Origin of the sequence: Phyllobacterium sp. CCNWLW109 (assembly GCF_037203905.1) — a bacterium.
GTDB lineage: Bacteria > Pseudomonadota > Alphaproteobacteria > Rhizobiales > Rhizobiaceae > Phyllobacterium > Phyllobacterium ifriqiyense.
Genome location: NZ_JBBCBK010000001.1, coordinates 727,070 through 753,819 on the forward strand (window position 1 = coordinate 727,070; position 26,750 = coordinate 753,819).

At 53.6% G+C, this 26,750-nt stretch carries 24 protein-coding genes; 10 read left to right on the plus strand and 14 right to left on the minus strand.

Going from position 1 to position 26,750, the window contains the following annotated elements:
- The first annotated feature begins 3 nt into the window (after nt 1–3).
- Genes V9K92_RS03605 through V9K92_RS03630 form a run of 6 tightly spaced genes read left to right on the plus strand, consistent with a single transcriptional unit; the run spans nt 4 to nt 6,471 of the window.
- Entirely contained in the window at nt 4–645 is a 642-nt protein-coding gene (locus V9K92_RS03605) for an ABC transporter permease (protein WP_307276764.1), read from the plus strand.
- Nucleotides 642–1,574: an ABC transporter ATP-binding protein gene (locus V9K92_RS03610; protein ID WP_115055621.1), complete on the plus strand. Its 933-nt coding sequence runs from the start codon at nt 642–644 to the stop codon at nt 1,572–1,574. The genes V9K92_RS03605 and V9K92_RS03610 overlap by 4 nt, the downstream gene beginning before the upstream one ends.
- A 19-nt stretch (nt 1,575–1,593) precedes the next feature.
- The gene (locus V9K92_RS03615; protein ID WP_336441791.1) at nt 1,594–2,667 is read left to right on the plus strand and encodes an LLM class flavin-dependent oxidoreductase; all 1,074 of its coding nucleotides are present in this window, start codon (nt 1,594–1,596) and stop codon (nt 2,665–2,667) included.
- A complete protein-coding gene (locus V9K92_RS03620; RefSeq protein WP_337353293.1) occupies nt 2,664–3,989 on the plus strand; it encodes an LLM class flavin-dependent oxidoreductase in 1,326 nt (441 codons plus the stop codon). Before V9K92_RS03615 ends, V9K92_RS03620 begins: the two co-directional genes overlap by 4 nt.
- Nucleotides 3,990–4,003: 14 nt before the next feature.
- Complete coding sequence (locus V9K92_RS03625) at nt 4,004–5,005, plus strand: ornithine cyclodeaminase family protein (RefSeq protein WP_337353498.1); 1,002 nt, start codon at nt 4,004–4,006, stop codon at nt 5,003–5,005.
- The gene (locus V9K92_RS03630; protein ID WP_337353294.1) at nt 5,002–6,471 is read left to right on the plus strand and encodes an HAL/PAL/TAL family ammonia-lyase; all 1,470 of its coding nucleotides are present in this window, start codon (nt 5,002–5,004) and stop codon (nt 6,469–6,471) included. The genes V9K92_RS03625 and V9K92_RS03630 overlap by 4 nt, the downstream gene beginning before the upstream one ends.
- A 217-nt stretch (nt 6,472–6,688) precedes the next feature.
- On the opposite strand, the gene V9K92_RS03635 is transcribed toward V9K92_RS03630, so the two are convergent.
- Nucleotides 6,689–6,985: a hypothetical protein gene (locus tag V9K92_RS03635; protein ID WP_336441794.1), complete on the minus strand. Its 297-nt coding sequence runs from the start codon at nt 6,983–6,985 to the stop codon at nt 6,689–6,691.
- A gap of 404 nt (nt 6,986–7,389) precedes the next feature.
- Between V9K92_RS03635 and V9K92_RS03640 the strand changes: the two genes are divergently transcribed.
- Nucleotides 7,390–9,285, plus strand: coding sequence for a tetratricopeptide repeat protein (locus V9K92_RS03640; RefSeq protein WP_337353295.1), 1,896 nt, complete (start codon nt 7,390–7,392; stop codon nt 9,283–9,285).
- A 198-nt stretch (nt 9,286–9,483) separates the two neighbouring features.
- Here V9K92_RS03640 and apnL read toward each other — a convergent pair whose 3' ends face one another.
- From apnL to oiaX, 11 genes are all read right to left on the minus strand, one after another.
- Nucleotides 9,484–11,373, minus strand: a complete 1,890-nt coding sequence (apnL, locus tag V9K92_RS03645; protein ID WP_337353296.1) for a D-apionate lactonase — start codon at nt 11,371–11,373, stop codon at nt 9,484–9,486.
- On the minus strand, nt 11,370–12,404 hold the full coding sequence (locus V9K92_RS03650; RefSeq protein ID WP_337353297.1) for a Gfo/Idh/MocA family protein: 1,035 nt from the start codon (nt 12,402–12,404) through the stop codon (nt 11,370–11,372). Before V9K92_RS03650 ends, apnL begins: the two co-directional genes overlap by 4 nt.
- Nucleotides 12,405–12,408: 4 nt before the next feature.
- The gene (locus V9K92_RS03655) at nt 12,409–13,473 is read right to left on the minus strand and encodes an ABC transporter permease (protein WP_337353298.1); all 1,065 of its coding nucleotides are present in this window, start codon (nt 13,471–13,473) and stop codon (nt 12,409–12,411) included.
- Entirely contained in the window at nt 13,473–15,032 is a 1,560-nt protein-coding gene (locus tag V9K92_RS03660; RefSeq protein ID WP_307276795.1) for a sugar ABC transporter ATP-binding protein, read from the minus strand. Before V9K92_RS03660 ends, V9K92_RS03655 begins: the two co-directional genes overlap by 1 nt.
- 1 nt (nt 15,033) lies before the next feature.
- Nucleotides 15,034–15,678 carry a DUF2291 family protein gene (locus V9K92_RS03665; RefSeq protein ID WP_307276798.1) on the minus strand — a complete coding sequence of 215 codons (645 nt, stop codon included), beginning with the start codon at nt 15,676–15,678 and terminating at the stop codon, nt 15,034–15,036.
- Between the two features lie 73 nt (nt 15,679–15,751).
- Nucleotides 15,752–16,690 (minus strand): D-ribose ABC transporter substrate-binding protein, encoded by a 939-nt coding sequence (locus V9K92_RS03670; protein ID WP_115055601.1) that lies wholly within the window; start codon nt 16,688–16,690, stop codon nt 15,752–15,754.
- A gap of 80 nt (nt 16,691–16,770) precedes the next feature.
- The gene (locus V9K92_RS03675; RefSeq protein WP_307276802.1) at nt 16,771–17,598 is read right to left on the minus strand and encodes a phosphogluconate dehydrogenase C-terminal domain-containing protein; all 828 of its coding nucleotides are present in this window, start codon (nt 17,596–17,598) and stop codon (nt 16,771–16,773) included.
- Nucleotides 17,599–17,677: 79 nt separating this feature from the next.
- Entirely contained in the window at nt 17,678–18,115 is a 438-nt protein-coding gene (gene derI / locus V9K92_RS03680; protein WP_337353299.1) for a D-erythrulose-4-phosphate isomerase, read from the minus strand.
- A 26-nt stretch (nt 18,116–18,141) separates the two neighbouring features.
- A complete protein-coding gene (locus tag V9K92_RS03685) occupies nt 18,142–18,939 on the minus strand; it encodes a triose-phosphate isomerase (RefSeq protein WP_337353300.1) in 798 nt (265 codons plus the stop codon).
- Nucleotides 18,940–18,942: 3 nt separating this feature from the next.
- Nucleotides 18,943–20,274: a four-carbon acid sugar kinase family protein gene (locus V9K92_RS03690; protein ID WP_337353499.1), complete on the minus strand. Its 1,332-nt coding sequence runs from the start codon at nt 20,272–20,274 to the stop codon at nt 18,943–18,945.
- Between the two features lie 10 nt (nt 20,275–20,284).
- Nucleotides 20,285–21,544: a 3-oxo-isoapionate-4-phosphate decarboxylase OiaX gene (gene oiaX, locus V9K92_RS03695; RefSeq protein ID WP_337353301.1), complete on the minus strand. Its 1,260-nt coding sequence runs from the start codon at nt 21,542–21,544 to the stop codon at nt 20,285–20,287.
- A gap of 178 nt (nt 21,545–21,722) precedes the next feature.
- On the opposite strand from oiaX, the gene V9K92_RS03700 reads away from it, so the two are divergent.
- Complete coding sequence (locus V9K92_RS03700; protein ID WP_336441525.1) at nt 21,723–22,427, plus strand: transcriptional regulator NanR; 705 nt, start codon at nt 21,723–21,725, stop codon at nt 22,425–22,427.
- A 447-nt stretch (nt 22,428–22,874) separates the two neighbouring features.
- Here V9K92_RS03700 and V9K92_RS03705 read toward each other — a convergent pair whose 3' ends face one another.
- On the minus strand, nt 22,875–23,147 hold the full coding sequence (locus V9K92_RS03705) for an usg protein (RefSeq protein ID WP_336441330.1): 273 nt from the start codon (nt 23,145–23,147) through the stop codon (nt 22,875–22,877).
- Nucleotides 23,148–23,426: 279 nt separating this feature from the next.
- Here V9K92_RS03705 and V9K92_RS03710 point away from each other — a divergent pair, with 279 nt between their 5' ends.
- Together V9K92_RS03710 and groL are read left to right on the plus strand one after the other, a co-directional pair.
- Nucleotides 23,427–23,741 (plus strand): co-chaperone GroES, encoded by a 315-nt coding sequence (locus tag V9K92_RS03710; protein WP_337353302.1) that lies wholly within the window; start codon nt 23,427–23,429, stop codon nt 23,739–23,741.
- Between the two features lie 47 nt (nt 23,742–23,788).
- A complete protein-coding gene (gene groL / locus V9K92_RS03715) occupies nt 23,789–25,417 on the plus strand; it encodes a chaperonin GroEL (RefSeq protein ID WP_337353303.1) in 1,629 nt (542 codons plus the stop codon).
- 115 nt (nt 25,418–25,532) lie between these two features.
- Here the strand turns inward: groL and V9K92_RS03720 are convergent, their stop codons facing one another.
- Nucleotides 25,533–26,624, minus strand: coding sequence for a class II aldolase/adducin family protein (locus V9K92_RS03720; protein WP_337353304.1), 1,092 nt, complete (start codon nt 26,622–26,624; stop codon nt 25,533–25,535).
- Nucleotides 26,625–26,750 lie beyond the last annotated feature (126 nt).

Genomic DNA, 26,750 nt, shown 5'->3' on the forward strand with positions numbered 1-26,750 from the left:
AGCATGTTAAGCACTGCCTTTACCTGGATAATCGAACATCAGCCTGAGTTTTATCAGGCGCTGGGTCGCCACCTCGTTATGTCGGGTGTTTCTCTTGCAATTGCGCTCGCTATTGGGCTTCCGTTGGCGATCCTGATTATCAACCGCAGTAATCTCGCCTTCAGCGTAATCAATATCGTCAACGCTCTGCGCACGGTGCCGAGCCTTGCCATTCTTGCGATCATGATGCCTTTGCTGGGTATCGGGCTTTTGCCTTCCATTGTCGCACTGACGGTACTTGCCCTTCCGCCAATTCTGCTCAATGCCTTTATCGGATTACGGGATGTCGATCCGGATGCGATCGAAGCTGCAATCGGGATGGGCATGAGCCGCGGGCAGGTTCTGCGGAAAATCCGTATTCCGCTTGCGGCGCCAGCCATGTTTGCTGGAGCACGTACTGCTGCCGTTCAGGTGCTGGCAGGAGCAACACTCGCGCCATTCATTGGCGGAGGTGGCCTTGGCGATTTTATCGCTGTTGGTATCAGCATGATGGATATGTCGCGGCTGCTCGTCGGAGCGATTCCAATCGCACTTTTGGCACTTGGCACCGAGTTCATCCTTGGCCTTGCCGAGAAAGTTTTCTTTTCAGAAAGATCGGCCGCATGATTAACATGGAACACGTCACCAAACGCTACACCGATGGCGGGCCTGCCTCGGTTGACGATCTATCAATTGCTGTGCCCGAGGGCACAACCACTGCGCTTATCGGACCATCAGGTTGCGGCAAGACGACGACAATGCGGATGATCAATCGCCTCATTGATCCGACCGAAGGCAAGATCATCGTCAACGGCGAGGATGTGACCAAGGTTGATCCCGTACAACTGCGCAGGCATATTGGATATGTGATTCAGCAGGTCGGCCTGTTTCCGCACATGACCATAGCGCAAAATATTGCGGCGGTGCCCAAATTGCTTGGCTGGGAAGACGCTAGGATCAAAAGCCGCACAGAAGAACTGCTTCATCTGGTCGGTCTCGATCCTAACGAAATGCTAAAGCGCTATCCACGCCAACTTTCCGGCGGACAACGTCAGCGTATCGGTGTGGCGCGCGCTCTAGCTGCCGATCCTCCCGTCCTGCTGATGGACGAACCTTTCGGGGCGATTGACCCGATTGCTCGCACAAGGCTGCAAGCCGAGTTTCGCCAGATATTGCAGCGGGTGAAAAAGACGGTCGTACTTGTGACGCATGATCTTGACGAAGCGATCCGGCTAGGCGATCGCATCGCCATCATGAAAGATGGCAAGATCGTTCAATATGATACGCCAGACGCTGTGCTGTCACATCCAGCAGACGCTTTTGTCGAAAATTTCGTCGGTATAGACAGAGCGATCAAGCGGCTTAGCCTGTTTACTGTCGCAGATGCCATGAATGGCGACGCACCGTCAAACAATGCAAGGAGCGTCAGGCAAACAAGTAATCTACGCGATGCGCTGGCACTGATGGTTGCCGCCAATAGCGACGTTCTTGCAGTGATAGACGAACATGGCACCGTGACGGGTAAACTTAGCCGCGACGCCATCTTTTCAGTTTGACGGCGCAGGGAGCGCGAAGATGCATCTTGGAACCTCCATTACGCCGTTCGGCCATCATCTTGCTGCATGGCAAAAAAATGGATCGGTAAATGCGCTTCGGTTCGATCGAATTTCGGAACAGGTGAAGCGGGCGCAGGATGCAAAACTGGATTTTGTTCTTTTTGCAGACAATTTTGGCCATAGGCCAGTTAAAAACCTGTCAGCCCAAACCGTTCCGTTTGAACCCACGACACTGATTGCGGCTTTGGCGACCATGGCAGGCAAAATCGGGTTGATAGCCAGTGCAGCTATGGATCAGCATGAGCCATATAATCTGGCGCGACGATTTGCTTCACTTGATACGATCAGTCACGGTCGCACCGGGTGGAATTATATCGCAGCATCAGCTTCGGCAAAAGCTGCCGAGTACATCGACGTCGTAAGCAGATTGTGGGACAGTTGGGAAGACGACGCTTTTGTCTATGATAAGAACAAGGGGCGGTTTTTCCTGCCCCAGAAAATGCATGTGTTGAACCACGTCGGTGAAAATTTCACGGTTCGCGGCCCGCTCAACGTCAATCGATCACCGCAGGCAAAACCGGTAGTCGCTACGCTGTTACGGTCGCAGACACTAGAGCTTGCCGCGCAAAAGGCAGAAGTGATTTTCCTGGATGTAAGTAGTCCGGAAGAGTTGAAATCGACGCTCACCAACTTTCACGAAGCCCTTGATCGAACCGGACGCAAACGAAGCGACATCAAAATCCTTGTCAATATCGTCCCCTATATTGGCGAGACCGAGAATGAGGCAAACAAGCTTCGGCAGGAGCTCTGTGGTTTGATCGAGGTCAACGAACAAACTTCCGGCATCGAATTGGTCGGAACTGCACAGGCAATTGCTGACCAATTGGAAAAGTGGAGCGAACTGGTCGATGGCTTCATCAGCCTTTCCCCCTTTCTGCCCAATGGCCGCGATCCATTCATTGAAAGTGTCGTGCCCGAACTCCAGAAACGCCGCATTTTTCGTTCAGAATATGCTGGACAAACTTTGCGCGAGCATCTGAGTTTGCCAAGACCTGCCCATCCGGCAACTGCTATGACGGAGCAAGCATCATGACTGGTACGAATTCAGGACAGATGAAACTTGGTGCCTTTCTGATGGCGGGAGGGCATCACATCGCAGCCTGGCGGCATCCGGATGCAATCGCCAATGCGGGAGTCAATATCGACCACTTCATCGAATTGGCGCGCATGGCAGAGGCTGCAAAATTTGACATGGTATTCGTAGAGGATGCAGCGGCAATACGTGAGCGAGATCCTAATCTCGCAAGTCAGGCGGCACGCTCGACAATGTTCGAACCGCTGTCGCTTTTGGCTGCATTGGCGGTCAATACATCCCATGTCGGGCTGGTTGCCACCGCATCGACAACCTACAATGAGCCTTACGGTCTGGCACGCGCCTTCGCTTCGCTAGATCAATTGAGTGGCGGGCGCTCAGGCTGGAACCTAGTCACGTCTGCCAGTGAACTTGAAGCTGAAAACTTTGTTTCCAGCGGATTGAGGCCCCATGCGCAGCGCTATGAAAGGGCAGAAGAATTTGCCGGTGCTGCAGCAGCGTTGTGGGACGGTGTGGATAGTGATGCACACACCATCAGCGACGGAGTTTATGCCGATCCAGCTAAACTTCATCCGGTGGACCATCACGGCAAACATTTCACCCTAACTGGTATTTTGGACAGCCAGCGCTCACCGCAGGGACGCCCGGTTATGGTACAGGCTGGCGCATCGGAGGCGGGTAAGAATCTGGCAGCGCGCACAGCAGATGTGGTATTCACTGCCGCGCAAACGATCGAAGAAGCGCAGGCCTATTACGCTGATCTTAAATCCCGGATGCCGGCGTTCGGTCGAAAGCCCGACGACCTCAAAATCCTTCCCGGTGTTTCTCCAATAGTCGCGAATTCGGAGAGCGAGGCGAGGGCGAAATATGAGGCCCTGCAGGACCTCATTCCAGATGAGGTCGGCGTCGCACTGCTGGCCAGCTATCTGAGCATTAAAGATTTGTCGCAATACCCACTCGACGGACCTTTGCCAGAAATGCCTGCGACCGACGGAATACAGAGTCGTCAGCAGTTGATTGTCGATCAGGCAAGGCGGGAGAACCTCAATATCCGGCAATCAGCCCGCAAATTCGCGGGCGCACGCGGTCATTGGCAGTTGATTGGGACGCCCATGCAGATCGCTGATAGGTTGGAGGAGCGCTTTCGTGCCAAGGCTGCCGATGGCTTTAATATCATGGGCGCATACTTCCCTGGTGCGCTGAAGGATTTTATTGATTTGGTTTTACCCGAGCTTCGCCGACGTGGTCTCTTTCGTACAGAATATGAAGGAAAGACACTACGTGAGAATCTCGGGCTCAGTATTCCGGAGCGTGCAGTGTGACCAAAAAAACAAACATGAAACCAGTCTACATCGATTATCTGAACGCGTTTGATATCGACTCACTGGCACTTACCGATGCTGAAATTCTGGGCGCCATCGAGAAATCTCTCACTGCTCAAGGCAACAATCAGACTGTTATCGAACCGCGCGTCCATCTCGAGCCGGATGCGAGTTTTAATGGTCACTTCAATGTGTTACGGGGGTATGTTGCACCTTTGAATTTAGCCGGCGTCAAGATCGTTGGCGACTTTGTTGATAATTATAAGCGGAACTATCCTTCGGAATTCGGTGTGCTTAATCTGTTCGATCCTCGCACCGGCGTTCCGCTTGCCATTATCGATGCCACGGCAATTACCGACATGCGAACAGGTGCAATTACGGCACTGGGTGCCAAGCATCTGGCGCGAAAGAACTCGAAAATTCTCGGGCACATTGGCGCACGCGGCACGGCCTACTGGAATGTGCGTCTGCTCAATCATCTCTATGATTTTGATGAGATCAGGGTCCATTCGCGCCGCCCGGAAAGCCGGGAAACTTTTGCGGAAAAGTTGTCGAACGATCTCGGGAAGAAAATCGTGGTGACCGATGACTGGCGCAGCTGTGTTGAGGGCGCCGATATCATTGTCGAAGCTTCGCGTCTGCCATCTCCCGAGCCGATGCTGAAAACCGAATGGGTCAAGCCAGGAGCGTTTGTAGTGCCCTATGGCACGATGAGTGCCGTCGAACTGTCGTTGACAGATATAATGGATAAGCTGGTCGTTGATGATTGGGGTCAGTGCAAAGCCGGCAAATTCGGCTCGCTGCGGGCTCATGTTGAAGCTGGAAAACTTTCTGAAAAAACTCTGCACGCTGAACTTGGACAGATCGTTGCCGGGCATAAATCCGGCCGGGAAGACGATGGAGAAACGATTCTGTTCTGGCACCGAGGCTTGTCACTTAGCGATATCGCACTCGGCCATGCCATGTTGGAAAAGGCCAAGACAGCCAATATTGGCCAGCGATTGCGGTTTGCATGAATATCGTCTTTGGTAACGGCCCCGTCAACATTACAGATATTGCAGCTATAGCCCGCAACGATGCGTTCGTGGAAATTGCATCGGAGGTATATGAACGGCTGGAAAAAGCGCGCGCTATACTCGATATGGCAGCCGCATCCGGGCAGCAGATTTATGGATTGAACACCGGTCTCGGCGCTAATCTCAGAACACCCGTCAGCAGCGATATAACCGGATTTCAACAGCAATTGGTGCGTGGTCGCGGTATGGGAGCGGGCACGCCCTTGTCCCGCGAACTAACGCGGGCGGTTATGGCCACACGACTTTCCATGCTGGCCGCGGGAGGTTCAGGCATTTCGCCTGCCGTATTTACAGATCTGCTCGCTCTGCTGAATAAACAGGTTCACCCCGTAATGCCCTCAATTGGATCGATTGGCGCAGGGGATCTGGTGCTGTTATCAGCACTTGCCCAGGGCATGATAGGTGAGGGAAACGCAGAGTATCAGGGGCAGGTTTACCCATCTGCGTCTGCACTTGAATTGGCCGGTCTCCTCCCGTCGCAGCTTGGTCCAAAAGATGGGCTTTCGCTCCTTAATGCTTCAGCCGTATCGGTCGGGCAGGGCGCACTTGTTGTCTTTGATGCATTGGCGCTTTTTGATTTTCAGCGTCAGGCAGCTGCCTTGAGTTTTGAAGGCTTGGGTGGCAATCCACTTATTCTCGCACCGGCGTTGCAACGTGCACGGGCTGCCTGCGGTCAAATCGAAGAAGCAGAACAACTGACGGCCTTGCTTGATGGTTCGGCATTACATACGACCAGCCCTGCCATACAGGATCCCTTAAGCCTGCGCTGCATTCCTTCAATCCATGGAGCATTGTCGACGGCGCTGGAAGGAGCAAAGCACTCAGTTGAAATCGAACTGAATGCAGCGGCAGATAATCCGCTCGTGGTCATCGATGAAGAGCGGGTGCTTTCAACCGGCAATTTTCACACACCCGCATTGGCACTGGCTTTCGAGACTTTGGGCCTTGCAATAGCACAAGTCGCCGCTGCCAGCGCTGCACGGTTTATTCAATTGACTGGCTCATCGCGCAACGGACTTCCAAAATATCTCAGCGCTGTGGGCGGAGCTTCAGCCGGTTTCGTGCCGCTGCAAAAAACTGTCGTCGCATTATTGGCCGCCATTCGCCATAAAGCCAACCCGGTCATGCTCGATTTCCTGCCGGTTTCGGAGGGTGTGGAGGATCACGCTACCCAATCGGTACTGGCCGTTTCAAAATGCGCCGACATGATTGATCTCTGGCGGCAGATTGTAGCTTGTGAATTCCTCGCCGCCGCACAAGCCGTTGACCTCAAACCCGAACAGATTTGCGGCGAAAAAACCTTGCAGATACATCGTTTCGTGCGCAACTCGTCAGCCCAGCTTGTTGAAGACCGAGCACTCAGCGATGATCTCTCCCGACTCGTCTCTTCCTTAATCCATAGCTGAACTTGACACCAACTCTGGCAGCCTTCCACTCGATCGGCCCCGACATTGGCCGAAGCCTTCACAAACGGCGGAACGAGTACGGGGCTTTGAATCTCCGGTCCGCATTCGGTTGCGGCAGGAGCTCACTAAATATTAGCTCGCTCAGGCACAGCTTGCTGCAACACAAAGGTAATATGCGGAGCTGTTTCTTTCGGGGTGTGGCGTTTCTGCCTGGCTTCTAACCGCGCTGAACCACCAGGAAGGCAGCTACGATCAACAGCACGAAAAGGCCAACAGCGGAGGCAGCTATTCCCAAAAGAACGAGCCATGTCTGCAGATTGCGCAGGCTTGGCCGCCTGCCATCTGCCGCCTTTGTACCAAGAAAAGTCAGAGCTCCGACGACAACCGGCATGCCAGCGCCAACAACCATTGCCGTTGTTCCTTCCGGAGCTGTTGTTCGCCAAATCATTCCGAATAGGTATATTCCGGCAATGGTACCAGCGATGAGAGAGCTGAAAATGAGAAGTACGCGCATGATGTACCTTCTTTGACGCAAGAATCGTAGGCAATTATCTACCGGTTAACTCACTGTGTGGAGGCAAGGTCAATGATCTCCACGCAATTCGTTTAAGCCGAAACAGGAAAGGTATGAAGGGTTGCTCGCGATATCGACTACGGATGTCAGAATGAATGCCAAGGCGCGAATGATGCAGTTCAGCTGATCGTTACAGCTTTGCCTTGCTGGGCCCTGCACGATCTAACCAGCACTTGAATTCGGTTCCGGGCAAATGGGCAACCATCGCCGTCGTAAAAAAGTCCGCTTGGTGGCGGGAGCCCTGGCTTCTCCTGGTGCTGTTCAATCGAATGATGGACGCGACATCACACAAGCAAGCGGCTATGGTAAACGTTTGCACATGCCAATTGATATCTGGAGGCCATTTGGAACGTCGACTGAGCGCTATATTCGCCGCTGACGTTGTCGGCTACAGCCGTTTGATGGGCGTTGACGAGGCGGGAACGCTCGACAGTTTCAAGCGTCATCGCCGCGAACTTATCGATCCGTTGATCAGCGACCATTCCGGCAGGATCTTCAAGCTGACCGGTGACGGAATGCTGGTGGAATTTTCCAGTGTGGTCAACGCTGTTGCGTGTGCAGCTGATATCCAAAGGGGCATGGCGGAACGCAATCGCGATGTAGACGAGAACAGCCGGATTGAACTGCGCATTGGGATTAATATCGGCGATATAATTGTTGAGGATGGCGATATATTTGGCGACGGCGTCAATATCGCCGCGCGTCTTGAAAGCATTGCGCAACCGGGCGGCATTGCCGTGGCCGCATCCGTTCGCGATCAGATTGGCTCCCGGCTTAATTTGGGTTTCATGGACCGGGGTGAGCAATCCCTTAAAAATATCAAGCAAAACATCAGAGTCTACACGGTTGGTTTTGGCGAGGCGAGCACAAGAGGTTCCGATTTACCCGCAACGCTTGACGTGCCTGATCATTCTCAGAAATTCATAGCCGTCTTGCCATTCACCAATATGAGCTGCGATCCAGAACAGGAGTATTTTTCCGACGGGATTACCGAAGACATAATTACCGATCTGTCAAAGGTTTCGAGCCTTCATGTCGTGGCGCGCAATACCGTGTTCACCTACAAAGGCAAATCCATAAAAGTCAAACAGGTCGCACAGGAACTTGGTGTGCGCTATGTTTTGGAAGGCAGTGTTCGCAAAGTTGAAGGACGCGTCCGCATAACAGGGCAGCTTATTGATGCCATGTATGGCGGTCATGTCTGGGCGGAACGATATGATCGGGAGCTCACAGATATTTTTGCGATACAGGATGAAATAACCTACGCAATTGTCAGTCAATTGAAAATCAAACTGTTGCCGGACGAGCGCAAGGCGATCGAGACCGAGCCAACAGGGAATGTAAAAGCGTACACTTATTATCTGCGTGGGCGGCAATTCTCTCATGCCTGGACGAAATCCTATCTTCACCTGGCACGGCGCATGTTCTGCAAGGCAGTGGAACTGGACCCCGATTACGCCCGTGCCTATGCTGGTATTGCAGATTGCGAGGCAGCCTTGCGGGACTGGCAGCCGGAAGATTTTCCGTTGGAACGAATTTCGGCAATGGCGGCCAAGGCCCTTGAGCTGGACCCAAATTTGGCCGAAGCATATGCTTCCCGTGGATTGGCGCTGCATCAGGCTGGTCGAGATGAGGAAGCAGCTGCCTCTTTTCATCACGCGCTGGCGATTGATCAGGGTCTGCACGAGGCAAATTTTCACTATGCTCGCTTCCATTACATGCGAGGAAATTTCGAGGCAGCAGTACAGTTCTTTAAACGGGCAGCCGAGCTCAAACCTGATGATTATCTGTCGCCCGTTCACTTGATGAGCGCTTACGCATCGCTTGGCAACTCAACAGAGATCGAAAGTTGGGCTCGCGTGGGGTTATGGCGGGCCGAACAGGCATTGAAACAAAACCCGGAGAATTCCGGACCAGCCCACCGAGGAGCTCTTGCCTGGGCCCATCTTGGCGATGATCAACGTGCCCGTGAATGGGCCGACCGGGCGTTGGCGATTGATCCCGATGATGTTGTAGCACAATACAACGTTGCGTGCGTATACTCGTTGATCGGCGACGCTGAGCAAGCCATCCAGCTTCTGCAGTGTGTTTTGCCTAGAAGCTCCTACTACCAAACAATGTGGTTCAAGAACGATTCCGATTTAAACGCCATAAGATACGATAGCCGGTTTACGGACATGTTCAGGCTTATCGAAGAAAAACACGACGAGGTTATCAAGGCCAGGGCAAATGGTGACTGACGGATGGAACAAACGGACCTGGACGCAGATTCGACTGAATACCTTTCGTCCAGACGTTTATCAAGGGCGTTTGTTCCGCTAACGACATTCAGGTCGCCAAATACGCTCCTCGGTCGCCAGGGTAGGTTCGACCGAACGGAACTACCTGTGACCTAAGTTTCGTGCGCAGACATGGGAATGCGTACTCATTGCCGAGGGTTAGAGAGGATTGTCTTTCAAATTCAGCGATATGGTCGCCAGCGGCCCGAGAGCGACCATTGGTTGCGCGTCATCCGCTTTAATATTGAAGGCTTCTACGTCGACGTTTTTCGTTTCCGAAGTCACATTCACAAGCCGCAGATATGATCCCTTTGCACCTTCTACGATAAAAGCGACGACGTGGGTAGGATCTGACGAGATGCATTCCTGCCATTTGCTTTGCGCAACGCCGGCCAGCCATTTGATTGTGTTGTACAGTGGTCTTTTACCACCCTCGATAACCGGCTCTCCCTGTCCGGCGATAAGCCCGAAGGAACCGGTCAATGCTGAAAGAGTGAGGCATTCAAGCTCGGCGTCGAGAACCTGAATCGCGTAGGCCATTGCAAACGCTTCAGCGAATACGCTGTTATGTCGCGGGTCGGTTTTTGCCATTGTAATGCGTGCGCCCGCGGGGTTTTCCATCGTGCGGCTGCCATACGGATTTTGGCGCATTGCTATGGTCGATGGTCCGATGCGATAGGCTTTATCGCCGTAAATCGCGCGTGTTGACCGGGTAATGAAGGGCAAGGCTTCCAGGGTTTGCATGACGCTCAGATCATCGCTCGCATGCACAATGGGATTTGTACAATGAGTTATGAAATCGAGCGCACGGGCCGGTACACGCTTGCGGTTAAGTTCCGTGAAATAGCTGAGCATGCCGCCTCCAAGCCGCGCGTGCGGAAAGACAGCGCGCGCAGCGTCATAGACTTCCTCAAGGGGTGGGCATTGCGGCCAGATACTGCCGGGCGGTGTTGATTGTCTGTCAACGGCAGGGGATACGACAATGGCCCGGGGATGGAAACCGGAAGCACTCATTTGTGCTGCGATTAGGGTAAGTTCCGTTGCCGCCGTTTGTTGGCATGGAAGCACAATTTCCAGGGTGGAACTGCCGCGATGGATTCCGGCGATTGCGGAAAAATCCTCAAAAGCTTCTTTTCCGTGCCCGGCCAATGGATCAAAATGGAACAGCAATTCCTGTGGAGCAACATCGGCAAGATGCTGGCGTGCAGCGAGCGTTGCCTTGGCTTCTTCCGGAGTTACGACAAGGCCAATGTGCGGTATTGTCCCGGACTTGACGCCATGGGTTACGACGACTGCCGGATTGGGCCGGGAAGAAAACGGCGCCGACTTGGGCGCAATGCGCGTATCAGTTATGGTCAGCGCGATCCGCTGCTTGACCGGTTTTGCTACAGGAATCTCGTAAGGCCAAGGCAGAGCCAGCGGACGGACATAGGTCTTGTAGGAGGCGTCTGACCAATTTCGCTGGTCTTCCATCTCGAACGTGTCGCCTTCCATGCGACATTCAGCCTTGACCCCGGTCATAACATTATGCGTTATCGCTCGCATATTCTTGAAAGGCTGCCAGGGTTCAATCAAAAATGGTAACTGCGTCTGTTCTACCACGCCGTCGACGTGTTCGACAGTGACAGTGGTGCCTGCAAGGCCGATGATCGGATGAAGAACGCAAAATCCACAGCGGTTGGTTTCAAATCCCGTATGCGAGAGCGCTTCGGTTTCGAATGTAAGAACGCCAGAAATGGTCGCGGAAATTGCGACAGAGACCTCCAATTCTGTTTCTGCATTGCCTTTGTACCGGGCCAAAAAAGCGATCAGAAATCCATCATCGTTCTCGTTGATACGAAGATTCTCGATGAGGGGTAGATATGTGCCCCAATCTCGGTCGCGTATCAGATATGAGACTGCACGCAATACCTCCACGCCGTCATAGCAAACCGTCCTCAAGCCGCTATCGGTGAATTCCGCCGATAGTCTCCCCGCTGTCAGAAGGATCGGCCGAGCTTGGCGCTGATGAGTGCCAAAAAGCCTGAAATGATCCAGATCAGCGATCATTTCAATAGCGCTCTTATGTCGATTGTCTGACCGCATTCGGCGCTTTGATAGGCAGCCTCCACCAATGCAAATGTCTTCAGATTATCCGCACCGGAGGTGGAGGGCTCCGTGCCGACCAGAAGATGATCTGTCCAATGCTGCTGGATCGCAAGCACACTTTCCTGGATATTGTGCCAGGGGTGTGATGCCCAGGACAGGAGCCTCGGCGACACATCGAGAACCTCGCTTCCAAGCGGACCATTGATCTGAAGCCGGTAGCCTTGAGACAGGCGTAACGAACCCTCTGTCGCATCAAGTTCAATCAGAGTTTCGGGGAATGGATCTGTTCGGAGCTTGGTGGCGTAGCTTACATCGACGACGGAGGTCACGCCATTTTCGTGATCGAGTAGTATGGTTGCTACATCCTCTCCCTGGATGGCTCCATTGACGCGCTTTGTGCGCGCAGACAGGCTCCTCACGTCGCCAAGGATATAGCGGGCGATGTCAAGCGTATGGATGCCGAGATCCTCAATGATAAAGCGCCTTCCCTCAGCCAGATAAGGCTGACCGGAAAACACGTCATAACCGGAGCGAAACGAGAATCTGCCCCAGAAAGGCTCACCGATTGTCCCCGTGTCCAAAATCTTGCGCACGGCTTGGATTGGCGTTTGCCAGCGAAAATTCTCATGGATCATGAGCGGTATGTGAGCGTCCTGACAGATGGAAACCATGGCTTTGGCATCAGCCAGTGTCGGCGCGAAAGGTTTTTGGCAAATGACTGGAATCGTGTGTTTGGCCGCCATTTCAACCAGCGTACGATGACTTGCTACCGTCGTCGCAATATCGACGAAGTCGAAACCGCCATCCTTGAATAAATCTGAGGCATCGTCATAACGGCGCTCGATCCCAAACTGATCGCCGACGCTTTTCAAGCGCTCCGGATCGCGATCGCATATGGCTGTGATCATCGCGCCCGCAACATCTCTCCACGCATGCATCTGGTTGACGGCAAAAAAACCGCAACCGATGAGAGCTCCACGCAGATTCGACATTGACTCAACCTTTCTTGGCTAACTGCATCAGGGCGACCTGTTGCTGCAAGCGGCGTTGTGCCTGATCTATCACCACTGCGACGATGATGACGATACCTTTGATGACCATTTGCCAGAAGGAAGAGACGCCCATCATCACCAGGCCGTCGGATAAAATGCCGATGACAAAGGCACCGATAATGGTACCGCCGATTGTGCCGCGCCCCCCGGACATGGAGGTGCCGCCCAATACGGCTGCAGCGATTGCGTTGAGTTCGAAGGAATTACCGGTCGCCGGGTGCGAGGCCATCAACTCGGAGGAAATAACGATGCCAACGATCGCTGCGCAAAAGCCGGAGAACATATAGACGAACATTTTGACGCGATTGACACGGATGCCGGACATGCGGGCAGCACGCTCATTGCCACCAACGGCAAATATTTGGCGACCGATGGGCGTGTATCTTGCCAGATAGGCGGCGCCAAGTGCCACAACAATGAGTATCCAGATGGAAACCGGAAGACCAAAAACACGGCCGGACCCGAGGAAACTGAATCCCGTGGTTGCCAGTTCGGGTTTGCCAACGAGATTCGGAAAGGTTTGACCATCGGAGGAAAGCAGGGCGAAACCGCGGGCGACATAGAGCGTGCCGAGTGTGGCGATGAAGGGGGCTACATTAAGCCTAGTTATCAAAAGTCCGTTGATTGCGCCGATGGCGACGCCAACGGCGAGCGTGATCAGGCAAACTTCAACGATGTTGAAATATATCGTATAGCCGAACTGCAGATCGATGCCATGCAAGATGAGGCCGCCTGCCACCATGCCGCAAAGGCCAACAATCGAGCCCACGGAAAGGTCAATGCCGCCGGTGATGATAACGAACGTCATGCCCATAGCGAGAAATGCATTAAGCGCGACATGCTTTGACATCAGAATGATATTTGCCGCCGACAAAAAGTTGGGTGCGAAGATCGAAAAGAAGACAATGACGGCAAAAAGTGCGATGAACGTTCGCAGTTTCATCAGTGTCAGCAGAATGGAGCCGCTGTATGCTCCGGATGTTTTTTCACTCGCAGTTGCCGTAGCCATCACGCAATTTCCCCAATAACATTATGCCCGGCGGATTTGTGTCCTTCAGACGCGGCCTTGATAATGAGTTCTTCGCTCGCGTCAGCCCGGTCAAGGATAGCCGTGATCCTGCCGTTGCTCATCACGGCGATACGGTCGGACAATGCCATAACCTCTTCGAGGTCAGAGGTCGAAAACAGAATGGCGAGACCTTCGCCAGCCAACCGTCTCATGGTACGAAACACGTCTGCCTTTGCACCCACGTCAATCCCGCGGCTCGGCTCGTCCATGAGGAGCACTTTCGGATTGGTCATCAGTGCCTTGCCGATGACGACTTTTTGCTGATTGCCGCCGGACATGGAGGTAACATCGAAATCCGGATTGGGTGCCTTGATAGAAAGGTTCTGGATCGAGTCTTTGATGGCAGATTTTTCCCGTTCGCCGACGATGTGGAAGCCAAATTTGACAAATTTCTCAAGGCTGGCGAGGGTCAGGTTCGAGGCGATGGAAAGCACCTGTACGAGACCCTCACGCTGCCGGTCTTCAGGGATCAGTGCGAGGCCTTTGCGGATCCGCGTGGACGTATCCCGGGCAATGACCTCCTCGCCTGCCACAAAAATCTTTCCGGTCGAGTGTGCATGCTGTCCGATGACGCACTCAAAAAATTCGCTGCGACCCGCGCCCATCAGGCCGTATATGCCGAGCACCTCTCCAGCGCGAACCGAAACGGAGAGATGATCGACAGAGAGGCCTCCGGTTTTGCGCGGCAAGCAGATATCCTCCGCGCGGAAGGCTTCCGGCCCGAGCTTGTGGTCAACAGACTTGGCGAAATCCTTGGCATCAGAGCCGATCATCGAGCGCACGATCCACCTTGTGTCGATGTCCCTCATCATGGCCTGACCGGTGATCCGGCCATCGCGCAGCACCGTGATATAATCACCGATGCGCATCAGTTCTTCGAGACGGTGCGAGATATAAACAATCGCGACACCTTGCGCCTTCAGTTCGCCGATCACCTTGAAGAGAATATCGACTTCAGCCGCTGACAAGGCTGAAGTTGGTTCATCGAGGATCAATATACGGGTATGAAGCGAGATTGCCTTGGCGATTTCAACAAGCTGCTGCTGGCCAATCGGCAAGTCTTCGACCATGGTCTCGGCATTGATGCCAGCATCAAGTTTATCCAGGAAATGGTTGGCTTTTTCCACCTGCGCCTTGTGATCGATGCCACGCATGCCACGGGTAATCTCCCGGGTCAGGAAGATGTTCTCGGCCACGGAAAGATTGCCGAAGAGATTGAGCTCCTGAAACACCATTCCGATGCCATGCTTCTGCGCATCGGCTGGCGAATTGAATTCGACTTCTGTGCCGTCCAGGAGAATGCGGCCGAGGGTTGGCCTCTCGACGCCTGCAATCATGCGCATCAGCGTTGACTTGCCGGCGCCGTTTTCGCCGACGAGCACGTTGACCGCGCCGCGATACAATTCAAGGGTGGCGCGCTTGACTGCAACGATACCCGAATAGACCTTGGTGACATCGTCGAGCTTGAGGATTGTGTGGAGTTTGTCGGTGACCGTCATCTCAGCCGCCGATCGCGATGGTGGCTGGCGTAAATAATGCCGGCTGGCCGGTTGACGGTAAGGGATAGGCGCCGAGTGCTTCGATCTTCTTGCCTTCCAGTCCTTCGCGCGGCAGCTTTTCAAGCGTTAATTTATTAACGTGCGTGTTAAATGCTTTGCCAAATTCTGCCCATTGGATCTGGTTCTTGAACTCATTGAAATTGACAAAATCGAGGCTGTCACGCAGTGCTGTCCCTTTGATGACCGGACCGATTTGAATGCGGACATCCGCCTTGCCGTCTCCATTGACATCGGTGTCGAGATAGGCCGCGCGGGATTTCGTTTCGGCTTTAATGATGGTACCGGAAACCTTGGCGGCAAAAGTCCAGGGTGCGCTTCCCTCCTTTTCCTTGTGCCCATAGGCAGCGGCGGCCGCATTCAGATCAGTTGCGGAAAGAGCATACACCTCTTGGAATGTGCCGGCGCGCTTTTCAAGAAACGAGATGACTTTCGTGTCCCAAATCCCGGCAACCTGTTGATCCGGGTTAAACCCGCCGTTTGCCGCCGCCGTGGCCTCTTCAGCCGTCGGCGTCTTGATAATTTTGCAGCCGGTCAAAATCAGCGCAATGGCGAGGCAGGCCGCGGCAGCTTTGCGAGGGTTCGGCATGAATACTGCTCCCTTCCAAAGGAATAATCGTGCGGTGCGGAAATCATCCACACCGCACTTATTCTCTGGAGTATCAATCTTTCAGGGCGAAAGTTTCAAGCGCTGCGGCATTGTCGGCATTGATCAGCACACAATCCATCAGCTGCTTTTCTTCCGCAGGTCCCTTGCCCGTCTTGATGAAGACATCGGCCTGTTCAACAGCCATCTGTGCCTGAGCAAAGGCAGGCTGCAGGACCGTCGCTTTTATACCGCCGGATTTAATGGAATCGCGAACATCATTGGACCCGTCGAACCCGACAACGATAACGTCCTTTCGTCCAGCCGCTTGCAGTGCTGCAATCGCTCCCATTGCCATGGTATCGTTGCCGGAAATCACCCCTTTAATATCGGGATTGGCTTGCAAAATGGTCTCCATTTTGGAGTAGCCTTCCGTTTGGCTCCAATTTGCAGATTGCTGTGCAACCATTTTCATCTCGGGATATTCGTCGATGACGTCATGGTAACCCTTCGAACGAATTCCCGCATTCAGATCAGCTTCACGGCCAAGCAACTCGACATAGTTGCCTTTTTCGCCCATCAACTTGACGAACTCCTCAGCTCCAAGTTGCGCACCCTGATAATTGTTGGAAACGATCTGGGAAACGGCAATACCGGTGGCATTGATCTCACGGTCGATCAGAAATGATGGTATTCCCGCGTCCTTGGCCTTCTTGACGGCAGCAATGGACGCCTCTGAGCCGGCATTATCGAGAATGATCGCCTTGGCGCCACGACCAATGGCAGTATCGATAAGCTGCGATTGTTTGTTCGCGTCATCATCGTGAACAAGGATCAAGGTCTCGTAACCAAGTGATTTGGCTTTTGCCTCGGCGCCCACTGCTTCCGCCTTAAAGAAAGGGTTGTCGTGTGACGGTGTGATAATTGCGATAAGGTCTGCCGCATAGGCCGGCATTGCTGTGCCAATTGCCAGTATCGCAGCTGTGGCAAGCAATAGTCTGCGTGTGAATTTCATGTCGTTCCTCCCAGATAAAATGAACGGCTCCGTTCCCGGCGAAGCCGATAGTGATTGTGGGATTTAAGGCCCCATGCCGGTCAGGTGATGCGCCGGATGCTTTCAGCGATTTCGGAAGGCTCAAACACCTTTCTCCAATCGTCGCGCATAAGCGCTGGAATACCAAATTCGATGGCTTTGTTACACGCGTCGGAGAACACCCCCTGAACTTCACCGAAGATCACCGCGCCGAGGACGTTCATGTGGCCGAGCAGAAAGTCGCGTGCGGCCTGTTCTGGCACCCCTCGCGTCACGCATTCATCCATCGCCTGCTTCATGACCATGAGCAGAGAAGCCGCTACCGTTTCCGATAAGCCCGGCTCGAGAATGGCGAGCTGTTCAACGGTGACACGATGAGACCGCATGACCGGCGCCCAGATCACTTTGGCAATTTCCTCACCCAGAGTATAAGCCGTTTCGGGACCCTGCATCAGCGCGGAGACGATATGCTGCTTGGCATAGAGACCTCCAAAGTGATCCTTCTTCGCCTGCATATCGGTTTCGTCGTTGAAAATCGGTGGATGGCACGGGTGGGTGACGAAATACGTCAGGTCGGGTCGAACGGGTAGGTGTCCCGCAAAAGGCGCTGCGGCGTCGAGCGCAATGACCATGGTTCCCGCAACCAGCCTATCAACAATACTGGCGGCGACCTTGCCAATGACTGTATCTGGAACCGCAAGAATGACAACATCAACACCCGCAAGTGCCGTGTTAATATCTACACATGACAGGCCAAGCTCTTCTTCAAGGCGAGACTTGCCGGCATCGCTTACTTCTACATGGCGCACCTCAAAGCGTGAGCCCATCAGATTTTTGGCCAAGCGGTAGCCCATTTTCCCGCCGGCACCGAGTAGAGCGATTGCAGTCATGTTTCCTCACCTCATGAATATATGTTTTGGTACATTAACTGGTATGATGAGTCAATGATCGCTCCATCATATTCGACGCTTATTTCGCTCGATCCAACTTATCGATTGCCTCTACATTTCCTGCTGAAGCGCCATTCGGATCGAATTCGGATTCCAGCCATTTATCCACGATAGCCTTGGCAAGTTCCGGGCCGATAACCCTCGCGCCCATGGTGATGATCTGCGCATTGTTGGATTTGGCAGCGCGCTCGGCGGAATAGGTATCATGGGTCAGCGCAGCGCGAATGCCCGGCACCTTGTTTGCTGAAATACTGACGCCAATGCCTGTACCGCAGATGAGAATGCCGCGCTCATTGGTTCCATCGACAATTGTCTGCGCCAATTTTTGCGAAAGATCGGCATAAAAGCCGGACTGGCTCAGATCTGCAACGACATGTTCCGGCTTTGTCGCAAGATGCGCAGCAATGACATCAAGCAAAGGCTTACCCGCACTATCGGCTCCAATTGCTATTTTCATGAGTTTTTCCTTTCTAGATCTGTTCTTTATGCAATTCCGGACGGAAAACCGGTTCCCACTTTTCCTGGAATTGCTTTTGCGACCCGCTGTAAAATATCGAGATAGCCTTCTGCTGCCCAAGCAGAACGGCCAATGAAAAGGCCATCAATATTCGGGCAGGCGATCAGTTCGGCGCAGTTTTCAGGATTGACGCTGCCGCCATAAAGGACAGGTACAGCAGTGCCGAGCACCGACCTGGCCACAGCCGCGATCTTCGCATGGCGTTCATCTGCATAGTCGGATGTGGCCGGAATGCCGTTGACGCCGATTGCCCATATAGGTTCGTAGGCGAGAAGGATCGGATGCCGCTTCGCTTCACCCTCAAGCAAAGCGAGGGCAGCTTGCACTTGCGCAGCAAGCACGGCGTCGGCCTCTCCGGCCTCGCGTTGTGCCAGACTTTCACCAATGCAGATCAACGGGGTCAAGCCGTGACGCACGGCTGCCGCGACCTTGAGGCCAACAGTTCTGTCCGTTTCACCAAAAAACTCGCGGCGCTCGGAATGTCCAAGCTCGACCAGATCGAGATTGCAGTCCTTCAGCATCAGCGGCGATATTTCACCGGTCCATGCACCTGCATCATCCCAGTGCATGTTCTGGGCACCGACCTTGACGCTTGTGTCTTTCAACGCGGCTTTGACTTCACGCACCGCTGTGAACGGCGGAATGACAAAGCGCTGAAACCGCTGATCGCGGGTTTCATCACCGGCAGCAAGAGCTTCGGCAAAGGCCAAAGCCTCCGCCAGCGTCTTGTTCATCTTGAAACTCGTGCCAATCCAGAACGTCATGATTTATGCCCCTCTTCCATCTTGGATTTGAGCAAAATAATCATCGGCCCCAATCTGTCCTCCTTTAAGGGCAATCTGAAGACCGTTTGTGGGTCCGTATGGCCCATGAGCAATGCAGAGTGGTGATCCGGGCGTTTGTGGCAGTGGAAGCAATGTCGTCAAGGCTTCCGTATGTAACTCCTGGAGAGCGTGACTGGAGGTATCGCCGCCCGCAATAACTACACGCTCGAGTTTTTGTTCTTCGACGAGACGGCGCAGAATAGTGCCAAGGACCTGTCCGAGACGGTGTCGCGCGCCGGCGATATGGTCGATGTCTGCACCGCGATCGGCTGACGGACCAAGTGCCGTATGGAGGATGACACTACGCCCGGCATTCAGGCTTACACATCCTGCTTTGACTGCGTCGTCCACAGCCTGATTGGTGTTTTCGCCTATCAGTTGTAATGGATCAAGATCAACAGTGTTGAAGCCGCCGGCGCTTGCGCGGCGTATTTGCCGTTCCGTTGTCGGTGAAACGCTGCCAGAAACCACTGCAAGACGGTCCACTTTACCAGGAAAGGCAAAATTGGGCGGTGCGCCCAGGACACCCTCGGAGCGCCACGCGCTGATAAGAGCGTATTCCACGCCGGAGGAGCCAGCGACAAACAGGCCGCCATTTCTTCTTAGCTGCCACAGATGCCTGCCTGCGGCCCTCTGGGACAGATCGCCGTCAACGTCGATAAGCGACACCCCCGAGGTGGTTTCATGTGCCGCAATCAGACTGTCTGCGTCGTCACCAAGCAGTGTTACAAGGTCCACAAGTCGTACCGGCAGGCTGGTTTGCCTGCTCAGATGCACGGTAAGATCGGCTTCATCCATCGGTGTCACCGGGTGCCTGCTCATGACCGGATGGCGGTCGATGCGAAAGACCGTACCCTGATAAGCGGCAAAGAGATGACCAAATGCGGTATAGCGTCTGAGTTGCGGCGCGCCGACAATCACAGGCACACATGATTGCGCAAAAATCCTCTTTCCAATCTCGATTGCTTTGCCAATATTCCCAATGCGCGGACTGGAATCAAAGGTGGAACAGACCTTATAGTGACAAATTTCAGCCTTAAGTCCATGCAGCCATTCAATGGCAGGAGCAAGATGGTCTTCCATCCACTCTGGCGTCTGACTACGGCTCGTGCCGGCAATCCCGATCGCTTGGCAATCTTTGAATCGCTCGAGCAGATCAATGCTTGGAATGCCCAGGAACAACACCGTGGAAATGCCGTTGAGCGCCAGTGCTTCCATGACATCGGTAGAACCGGTAAGATCATCTCCATAGTAGCTGATAAGCGGGCACGCCATCATTGGCACCTCAAGCGCCTTTGCCATTGGCAAACTTGTCGATAGATGCCGCAAGTTCCGGGTGGTTTTTGGCATAAAGGCCAAGTGGAATGTCGGCGACGGCCGCTTCCCAGGCCTGCTGTACAGCTCTGACACCAGCGGCTGGGCCCTGCGGATGGCTGACAATGCCGCCTCCACATAGATAGAGAAGGTCTGTTGACCGGCCGGTCCGATTATAGGTGTCGGGTGCTTGACCACCCCACTGACCGGAACCGGCCACAGGTAGCGGGCAATCGGATTTATCAAAGAGCGGCGTGCTCAGAGCCTTGAAGGAGGAGATGAAACTCTCATCCGGTTCCCAATATTTGACACGGATGCCATTGATCTGGAACTGGTCAACGCCGATCAGACGCCAGAATTGCTGCCAAACTTTAAAATCCATGCCTGCGCCCGGACTTCGTGTCAGGAGATCCCAACCATTGCGATGGGCATGCAGCACAAGACCAGAGCGCTTGCGCAGGAAGGTCATTCCGCCCATCCCGATTGAATTGATGTTGACGACGGCACAATTACCGCCGGCTTTCAGCACTAGATCGTGATTGCGCATCAGCTCATCGGGATCAGCGTGCGAGATTCCGAATGCATACATGACCTTTTTTCCGGTCCTTTGCTCATGATCAAGAATGAGTGGCATGATTGCTGCGACGCGTTCCCTGAGCGGAGAATAGGACGGACTCATCAGCTTCTCGTCGTCCTTGATGAAATCCACCCCTGACCGTACCAGCTCTTCTACCAGAGCTGCCGTTTCTCCCGGACGCAGTCCAAGTGCCGGCTTGACGATGGTGCCGATGATCGGACGGTTGTACACATTGGTCAGGCGACGACTCTCAGCGATTCCAAATTGTGGACCCGGATGAGCAGAACGAAAAGCATCGGGGAGTCTCATGTCGACGACGCGTATGCCGGTCATGCCCTTAATCGAGTAGACTCCGCCTATCGCAATTGTCATCAATGCAGATAGATCCGTACCGACGGCATCAAGGGGAAAAGCAATTTCGACATCGGCGCGGCGCAGCCTGGCATGGCCTTTTTCAAGCTCGGGCCAAGTCGGTATCACAGCATTTTCCAGCGGCTTGATCGAGACTACATGCGCGGCAACTCTAGCCTTCAGCTCCTCAGTTTCGCCCGGGACCGGGACGAAGGTTCCAGTTGATTGGTCGCTGGCGATCTTCTGAGCCATGGCCTCAATATTGCCAGGTGTCTCAATGCGGTACGTCAAGTGGATCATCATGGAATTGCTGCTCCCAATGCCGCCGAATATTCGTGGCGTCAACTCATGATGTGGTATAATGAGTATTCCAACGGCTGTGAAGAAGAATTTTGGCATGCAGCGCGATTTCGGCGCGCCCCCTATTCTCGATGTCCTGTTAGCTTGTATAAGGAGTGCAGTTTTGAACCAGCGAGACCCCATGAATCAGCCTGTTGAACAGATCGTCCGTCGGAAACTGTCTGATGAAGTCTTCGACCGTCTGGAACGGATGATCACGTCGGGCGAGTTGAAGCCGGGAGACGATATGCCCTCCGAGCGGGTCCTCATGGAGCGGTTCGGCGTTGGGCGTCCCGCGATCCGCGAAGCGATGCAAGCGCTTGCAAATATGGGGCTGGTCAATATTTCACATGGCGAGCGCGCCAAGGTCCTGCAGTTGACGGCGAAGTCAATCTTCCGTCAAGTTGACCTGACCGCAAAAATCATGCTGTCACAATCATCGGACACGCTGGAACATCTCAAGAGCAGCCGTATCTTCTTCGAGCGGGGGATGGCGCGAGAGGCTGCCTTGCGCATAGAGCCACAAGACATCGCCGATCTCGAGGCCATCATCGAGCGCCAACGCCAATCGCTGGGTCAAGCAGAAGAGTTCATTTCAGCCGACATGCGGTTTCATAGCCGCATTGCCCAGATTTCGGGAAATCCGATCTTTGTCGCGGTAAGTGAGGCGATGCTTGCTTGGTTGAAGGCTTATCACACCGACATGCTCATCTGGACCGGGAAGGAAAAGTTTACGCTGGTCGAACATGAAGAAATTCTCGATCGCTTGGCAGCGAAAGATGCAGACGGAGCCGAAGCCGCTGTTCTTAAACATCTCGAGCGGTCAAGAGCTCTTTACACTCGGTAATGGTGTTGATAACAACCCTGGTCCGATCATAGGCAAGGGTTCAACGAGCCGCCCATCATTGCTGCATCCGGTTTAACTGGGATGAGATGATTGCAGGTGCTGTCCAGATCCATCCATGGCTAATGATATTTGACTTTTTATCCATGCCGGGGATCTGCCCCGGCAGAACGATCGCGATTGCGCACGCCCCGCGCCTCCTCCGAGACGGTGATGACTCGTCGCTATTCGTCGGTCTTCCTGTGCAGGATGTCGGGATTTTCAATCTTGCCTGGCGTGGAACGATGCGCCCGGCCGTGTCTAACACGGGAAGCGAATGCCCCTTGCTGGCGCTGGGAGCAAATGGAGCCGCCGCGCTTGGCGGCATTGAGTTACGCATGCAAAACTCCAGCATCGCAACACTGTCGAGCAGCTGGCAAATCCGAGCCCAGAGCTCTCTTATTACCGGGATCAGTGAATGTTGATCTCGCCGCTGACAAGCCGCCACTCATTAGCCCCGATGAGACGCCTGTGGGTATAGCGGATGGAATGCAGGGGGCCGTCGAGTTTGTCTTGCCAGAAATCAAGAAACTTCCTCATGACCGGAAATTCCGGCGCTACATCATAGTCCTGCCAGACGAAAGTCTGCAGGACGGATTCAAAATCGGGAATGCGATAAAGAATATGAGCTGTTGTCAGGCCGTAACCGTCAAGCTGGCGCTCCAATTGCGATGAATACTGCATGCTTCATCTCCATTGCGTAACGATAACCAAGTTTGGTCCACAACCGTGCAGAAATCAACAGAAAACAGGGCGCTGATGGTAAAATTATTGTTTCTTTACATAGTGTTAGCATCGGGCGTTAGAGAGTGCTAATTTTTTTGATTTGAGATATTGAAACTGTGTCTTGCTGAAACCAGATCGATAGCCGCTATCGCTTGAACAAGGATAGCGCCCACTCCGGATTGGCCTTTCGGTCCGGGAGTGAAATTGAACATGATTTGTTTGTCCATGGAGGAAAACATGACATTTCGACCGCTACACGATCGTATTCTAGTCCGCCGCGTCGAGTTTGAAGAAAAGACAAGCGGCGGCATCATCATTCCTGACACAGCCAAGGAAAAACCGCAGGAAGGCGAGGTATTGGCCGTCGGTCCTGGCACGCGAAACGAAGCCGGCCAAATTCAGCCCCTCGAGCTTAAGACCGGAGACCGTATCTTGTTTGGCAAATGGTCAGGTACCGAAATCAAGATCAACGGCGAAGAACTGCTGATCATGAAGGAAAGTGATGTAATGGGCATTGTAGAGGCTCAGACGATCGAGAGGAAGGCTGCGTGAGCGGGACGTATCATTATAAACTGCTGCGTGAAAACAGGAGCAATTAAATGGCTGTCAAGGAAGTAAAATTCAACACGGACGCGCGTGAGCGTATGCTGCGCGGTGTCGATATTCTTGCAAATGCTGTAAAAGTGACCTTGGGTCCCAAGGGGCGCAACGTTGTGATTGACAAGTCCTTCGGTGCACCGCGCATCACAAAAGACGGTGTTTCTGTCGCCAAGGAAATAGAACTTGAGGACAAGTTCGAGAATATGGGCGCTCAGATGCTGCGCGAGGTAGCATCCAAGACCAATGATCTTGCCGGAGACGGCACAACAACGGCAACCGTGCTGGCTCAGGCTATCGTCAGGGAAGGCGCAAAGGCCGTTGCTTCGGGCCTTAATCCGATGGACCTGAAACGCGGGATTGATATTGCGGTTGATGCCGTTATCGGCGAACTGAAAAACAATGCTCGCAAGATTTCCAAAAACGCGGAAATTGCCCAAGTGGGCACGATTTCTGCAAATGGCGATGAGGAGATCGGCCGATACCTGGCAGAAGCAATGGAAAAAGTGGGCAACGAAGGTGTCATTACCGTTGAAGAAGCCAAGACCGCCGAGACCGAATTGGAGGTGGTTGAGGGCATGCAGTTTGACCGAGGCTACCTGTCGCCGTATTTCGTCACCAACCAGGACAAAATGCGGGCCGAACTGGAAGATCCCTATATTCTTATCCACGAGAAAAAGCTTTCCAATTTGCAGGCCATGCTCCCGGTTCTGGAAGCAGTCGTGCAATCTGGTAAACCCCTTTTGATTATCGCCGAGGATGTCGAAGGCGAGGCGTTGGCAACGTTGGTCGTCAACAAGTTGCGCGGCGGCCTGAAAATAGCCGCTGTCAAGGCGCCCGGTTTCGGCGATCGCCGCAAAGCTATGCTCGAAGATATTGCCATATTGACTGGCGGAACGGTGGTTTCCGAGGACATGGGTATAAAACTCGAGAACGTGACGCTCAATATGCTGGGCCGAGCCAAGAAGGTTGTGATCGAAAAAGAAAACACCACCGTCATCGATGGGGTCGGTTCAAAAGCCGAGATCGAGGGTCGCGTCAGCCAAATTCGCACGCAGATTGAAGAGACCACGTCTGACTATGATCGTGAAAAGCTGCAGGAACGTTTGGCAAAGCTGGCAGGCGGCGTTGCCGTTATTCGCGTTGGTGGCTCCACGGAAATCGAGGTTAAGGAAAAGAAAGACCGGGTCGACGACGCGCTGCATGCTACGCGAGCAGCCGTTGAAGAAGGCATTCTGCCGGGTGGTGGTGTAGCCCTGCTGCGTGCTGTCAACGCGTTGGACAACATCTATATGGCCAATTCAGACCAGCAAGTCGGTGTCGAAATTGTTCGCCGTGCGATCGAAGCGCCAGCGCGCCAGATTGCAGAGAATGCGGGTGCCGAAGGATCGATTATTGTGGGCAAACTGCGTGAAAAATCTGAGTTCTCGTTCGGGTGGAATGCCCAAACGGGTGAATATGGCGACCTTTACGCCCAGGGCGTCATCGATCCGGCAAAGGTTGTACGCACGGCGCTTCAGGATGCAGCTTCCGTTGCCGGTTTATTGGTGACAACGGAAGCTATGATCGCTGAAAAGGCGAAGAAGGAAACATCTCCTGCACTACCAGCAGGTGCTGGGATGGATTTTTAAATCGCGAACCCGACCCGCCTCACAGGGGCGGGTCACCACCATTCGTTGGTGGGCATTGACAAGATTGTTGAGATCGAACGCGCGCGATTGATGAACTCGCAGGAGCGCCACCAATTTAAGGCGCGATGGTTGGAAACACAGCTGGCGCTCTCCGGTCCAGCGTCTGGCGGTATTGTTCTGCCTCCCAATGGTTCAATTGGTGTTCATCATCTTCACTCAGGTAGGCAATTTTTTCTCCCTCGGGGATCCGTGCAGTAACTTCTGCAAGGCAACGGGCCATAACTTCTCCGCCTTGGGCAAGTTCATTTGAAAGTAGAATACCTTTTCCGGGGACCAGGAGCAGCTTCGGTGCAGCTTTGTTGCGGTTTCTGTATTCATTGAGTACTGCCTCAATCGAGCCCTCGGGATCGACAACGCCAAGCTCCGTGCCCAGAAAAATGACGTGGTCCGGATATAGGGACCCACCAAGTGCGTAAGCCATGCTTAATGGCGAAAGAGCTGTCTTATGGCTTTCCATATCGGGGGCCGGGCGGAACGCAGAGTCCTTTGCAATAGCCGACAGAGCTGCAATGTCGGGCGCACCTGTACTGCGTGGATCGGTGGCAAGAGCAGCGCTGACACGTCCAATTTTTCCGGCAACGTCTTCTGCCGTGTCGCCCGTGACGATTATGCCATGATTAAACAAAATAAGGACATCGGGCGTCCTGTGCGCGATCTTTTCGATTTGCCGTGCAAGCGGCGTTCCCGGTCGGCGATAAGGGACCATCTCCCACTTCAGATCCGGTATTTTAGCCATGCGTGCCGCGAGCACCTTCTCACGTTGCTCAAGGACTGCAAGCGCGATCGTATTGACGCAATGATAATGCGCAACAACCCGGCTGGGAAGGGCGGCATGAAAGCTCGTTTCTATGGAAGGCCGAAGGCTGCTGGTGTTCATGCTGCCGACTATAAAATCGGTCGCTTTATCGGCACGAGAGTCGCCAGAACGCAAGGCATCCACTAAGGGTGCCGCCAGCACAGGTACCATAATGTCCCGCTCCTTCGCATGGGCGAGCCACGTCCCGGATGCTTTGATCCACATGACCCCCTCTGCTTTCAACGAAGTGTTGCCGCCAGCTCCTTGCGTTTTGAGGATGTCATTGCCGATCTGGCTTGAGAGATCAAGGAACTGCTCAAAGGTGTTCGTCAGGGTCTTGCTCGAATACATCAATACCACCGTTGCGCGCTTCACTTACGTTTTGACTTGGAAGGCATCAAGCCATGGTGATCAAAGTTTCTATCGAAACTTAGAGTTTTGATTGTAAATCGTCAATGATGAGGTTTTTCCATCTAT

Bases quoted from the DNA above. Each gene is read 5' to 3' on its own strand.
- V9K92_RS03665 (WP_307276798.1), bottom strand. From the start codon at position 15,678: ATGCCGAACCCTCGCAAAGCTGCCGCGGCCTGCCTCGCCATTGCGCTG.
- apnL (WP_337353296.1), bottom strand. From the start codon at position 11,373: ATGATCGCTGATCTGGATCATTTCAGGCTTTTTGGCACTCATCAGCGC.
- V9K92_RS03605 (WP_307276764.1), top strand. From the start codon at position 4: ATGTTAAGCACTGCCTTTACCTGGATAATCGAACATCAGCCTGAGTTT.
- oiaX (WP_337353301.1), bottom strand. From the start codon at position 21,544: ATGATGATCCACTTGACGTACCGCATTGAGACACCTGGCAATATTGAG.
- groL (WP_337353303.1), top strand. From the start codon at position 23,789: ATGGCTGTCAAGGAAGTAAAATTCAACACGGACGCGCGTGAGCGTATG.
- V9K92_RS03685 (WP_337353300.1), bottom strand. From the start codon at position 18,939: ATGACGTTCTGGATTGGCACGAGTTTCAAGATGAACAAGACGCTGGCG.
- V9K92_RS03620 (WP_337353293.1), top strand. From the start codon at position 2,664: ATGACTGGTACGAATTCAGGACAGATGAAACTTGGTGCCTTTCTGATG.
- V9K92_RS03705 (WP_336441330.1), bottom strand. From the start codon at position 23,147: ATGCAGTATTCATCGCAATTGGAGCGCCAGCTTGACGGTTACGGCCTG.
- V9K92_RS03660 (WP_307276795.1), bottom strand. From the start codon at position 15,032: ATGACGGTCACCGACAAACTCCACACAATCCTCAAGCTCGACGATGTC.
- V9K92_RS03700 (WP_336441525.1), top strand. From the start codon at position 21,723: ATGAATCAGCCTGTTGAACAGATCGTCCGTCGGAAACTGTCTGATGAA.
- V9K92_RS03635 (WP_336441794.1), bottom strand. From the start codon at position 6,985: ATGCGCGTACTTCTCATTTTCAGCTCTCTCATCGCTGGTACCATTGCC.
- V9K92_RS03630 (WP_337353294.1), top strand. From the start codon at position 5,002: ATGAATATCGTCTTTGGTAACGGCCCCGTCAACATTACAGATATTGCA.
- V9K92_RS03710 (WP_337353302.1), top strand. From the start codon at position 23,427: ATGACATTTCGACCGCTACACGATCGTATTCTAGTCCGCCGCGTCGAG.
- V9K92_RS03690 (WP_337353499.1), bottom strand. From the start codon at position 20,274: ATGGCGTGCCCGCTTATCAGCTACTATGGAGATGATCTTACCGGTTCT.
- V9K92_RS03650 (WP_337353297.1), bottom strand. From the start codon at position 12,404: ATGTCGAATCTGCGTGGAGCTCTCATCGGTTGCGGTTTTTTTGCCGTC.
- V9K92_RS03655 (WP_337353298.1), bottom strand. From the start codon at position 13,473: ATGGCTACGGCAACTGCGAGTGAAAAAACATCCGGAGCATACAGCGGC.
- V9K92_RS03615 (WP_336441791.1), top strand. From the start codon at position 1,594: ATGCATCTTGGAACCTCCATTACGCCGTTCGGCCATCATCTTGCTGCA.
- derI (WP_337353299.1), bottom strand. From the start codon at position 18,115: ATGAAAATAGCAATTGGAGCCGATAGTGCGGGTAAGCCTTTGCTTGAT.
- V9K92_RS03675 (WP_307276802.1), bottom strand. From the start codon at position 17,598: ATGACTGCAATCGCTCTACTCGGTGCCGGCGGGAAAATGGGCTACCGC.
- V9K92_RS03670 (WP_115055601.1), bottom strand. From the start codon at position 16,690: ATGAAATTCACACGCAGACTATTGCTTGCCACAGCTGCGATACTGGCA.
- V9K92_RS03720 (WP_337353304.1), bottom strand. From the start codon at position 26,624: ATGTATTCGAGCAAGACCCTGACGAACACCTTTGAGCAGTTCCTTGAT.
- V9K92_RS03625 (WP_337353498.1), top strand. From the start codon at position 4,004: ATGAAACCAGTCTACATCGATTATCTGAACGCGTTTGATATCGACTCA.
- V9K92_RS03610 (WP_115055621.1), top strand. From the start codon at position 642: ATGATTAACATGGAACACGTCACCAAACGCTACACCGATGGCGGGCCT.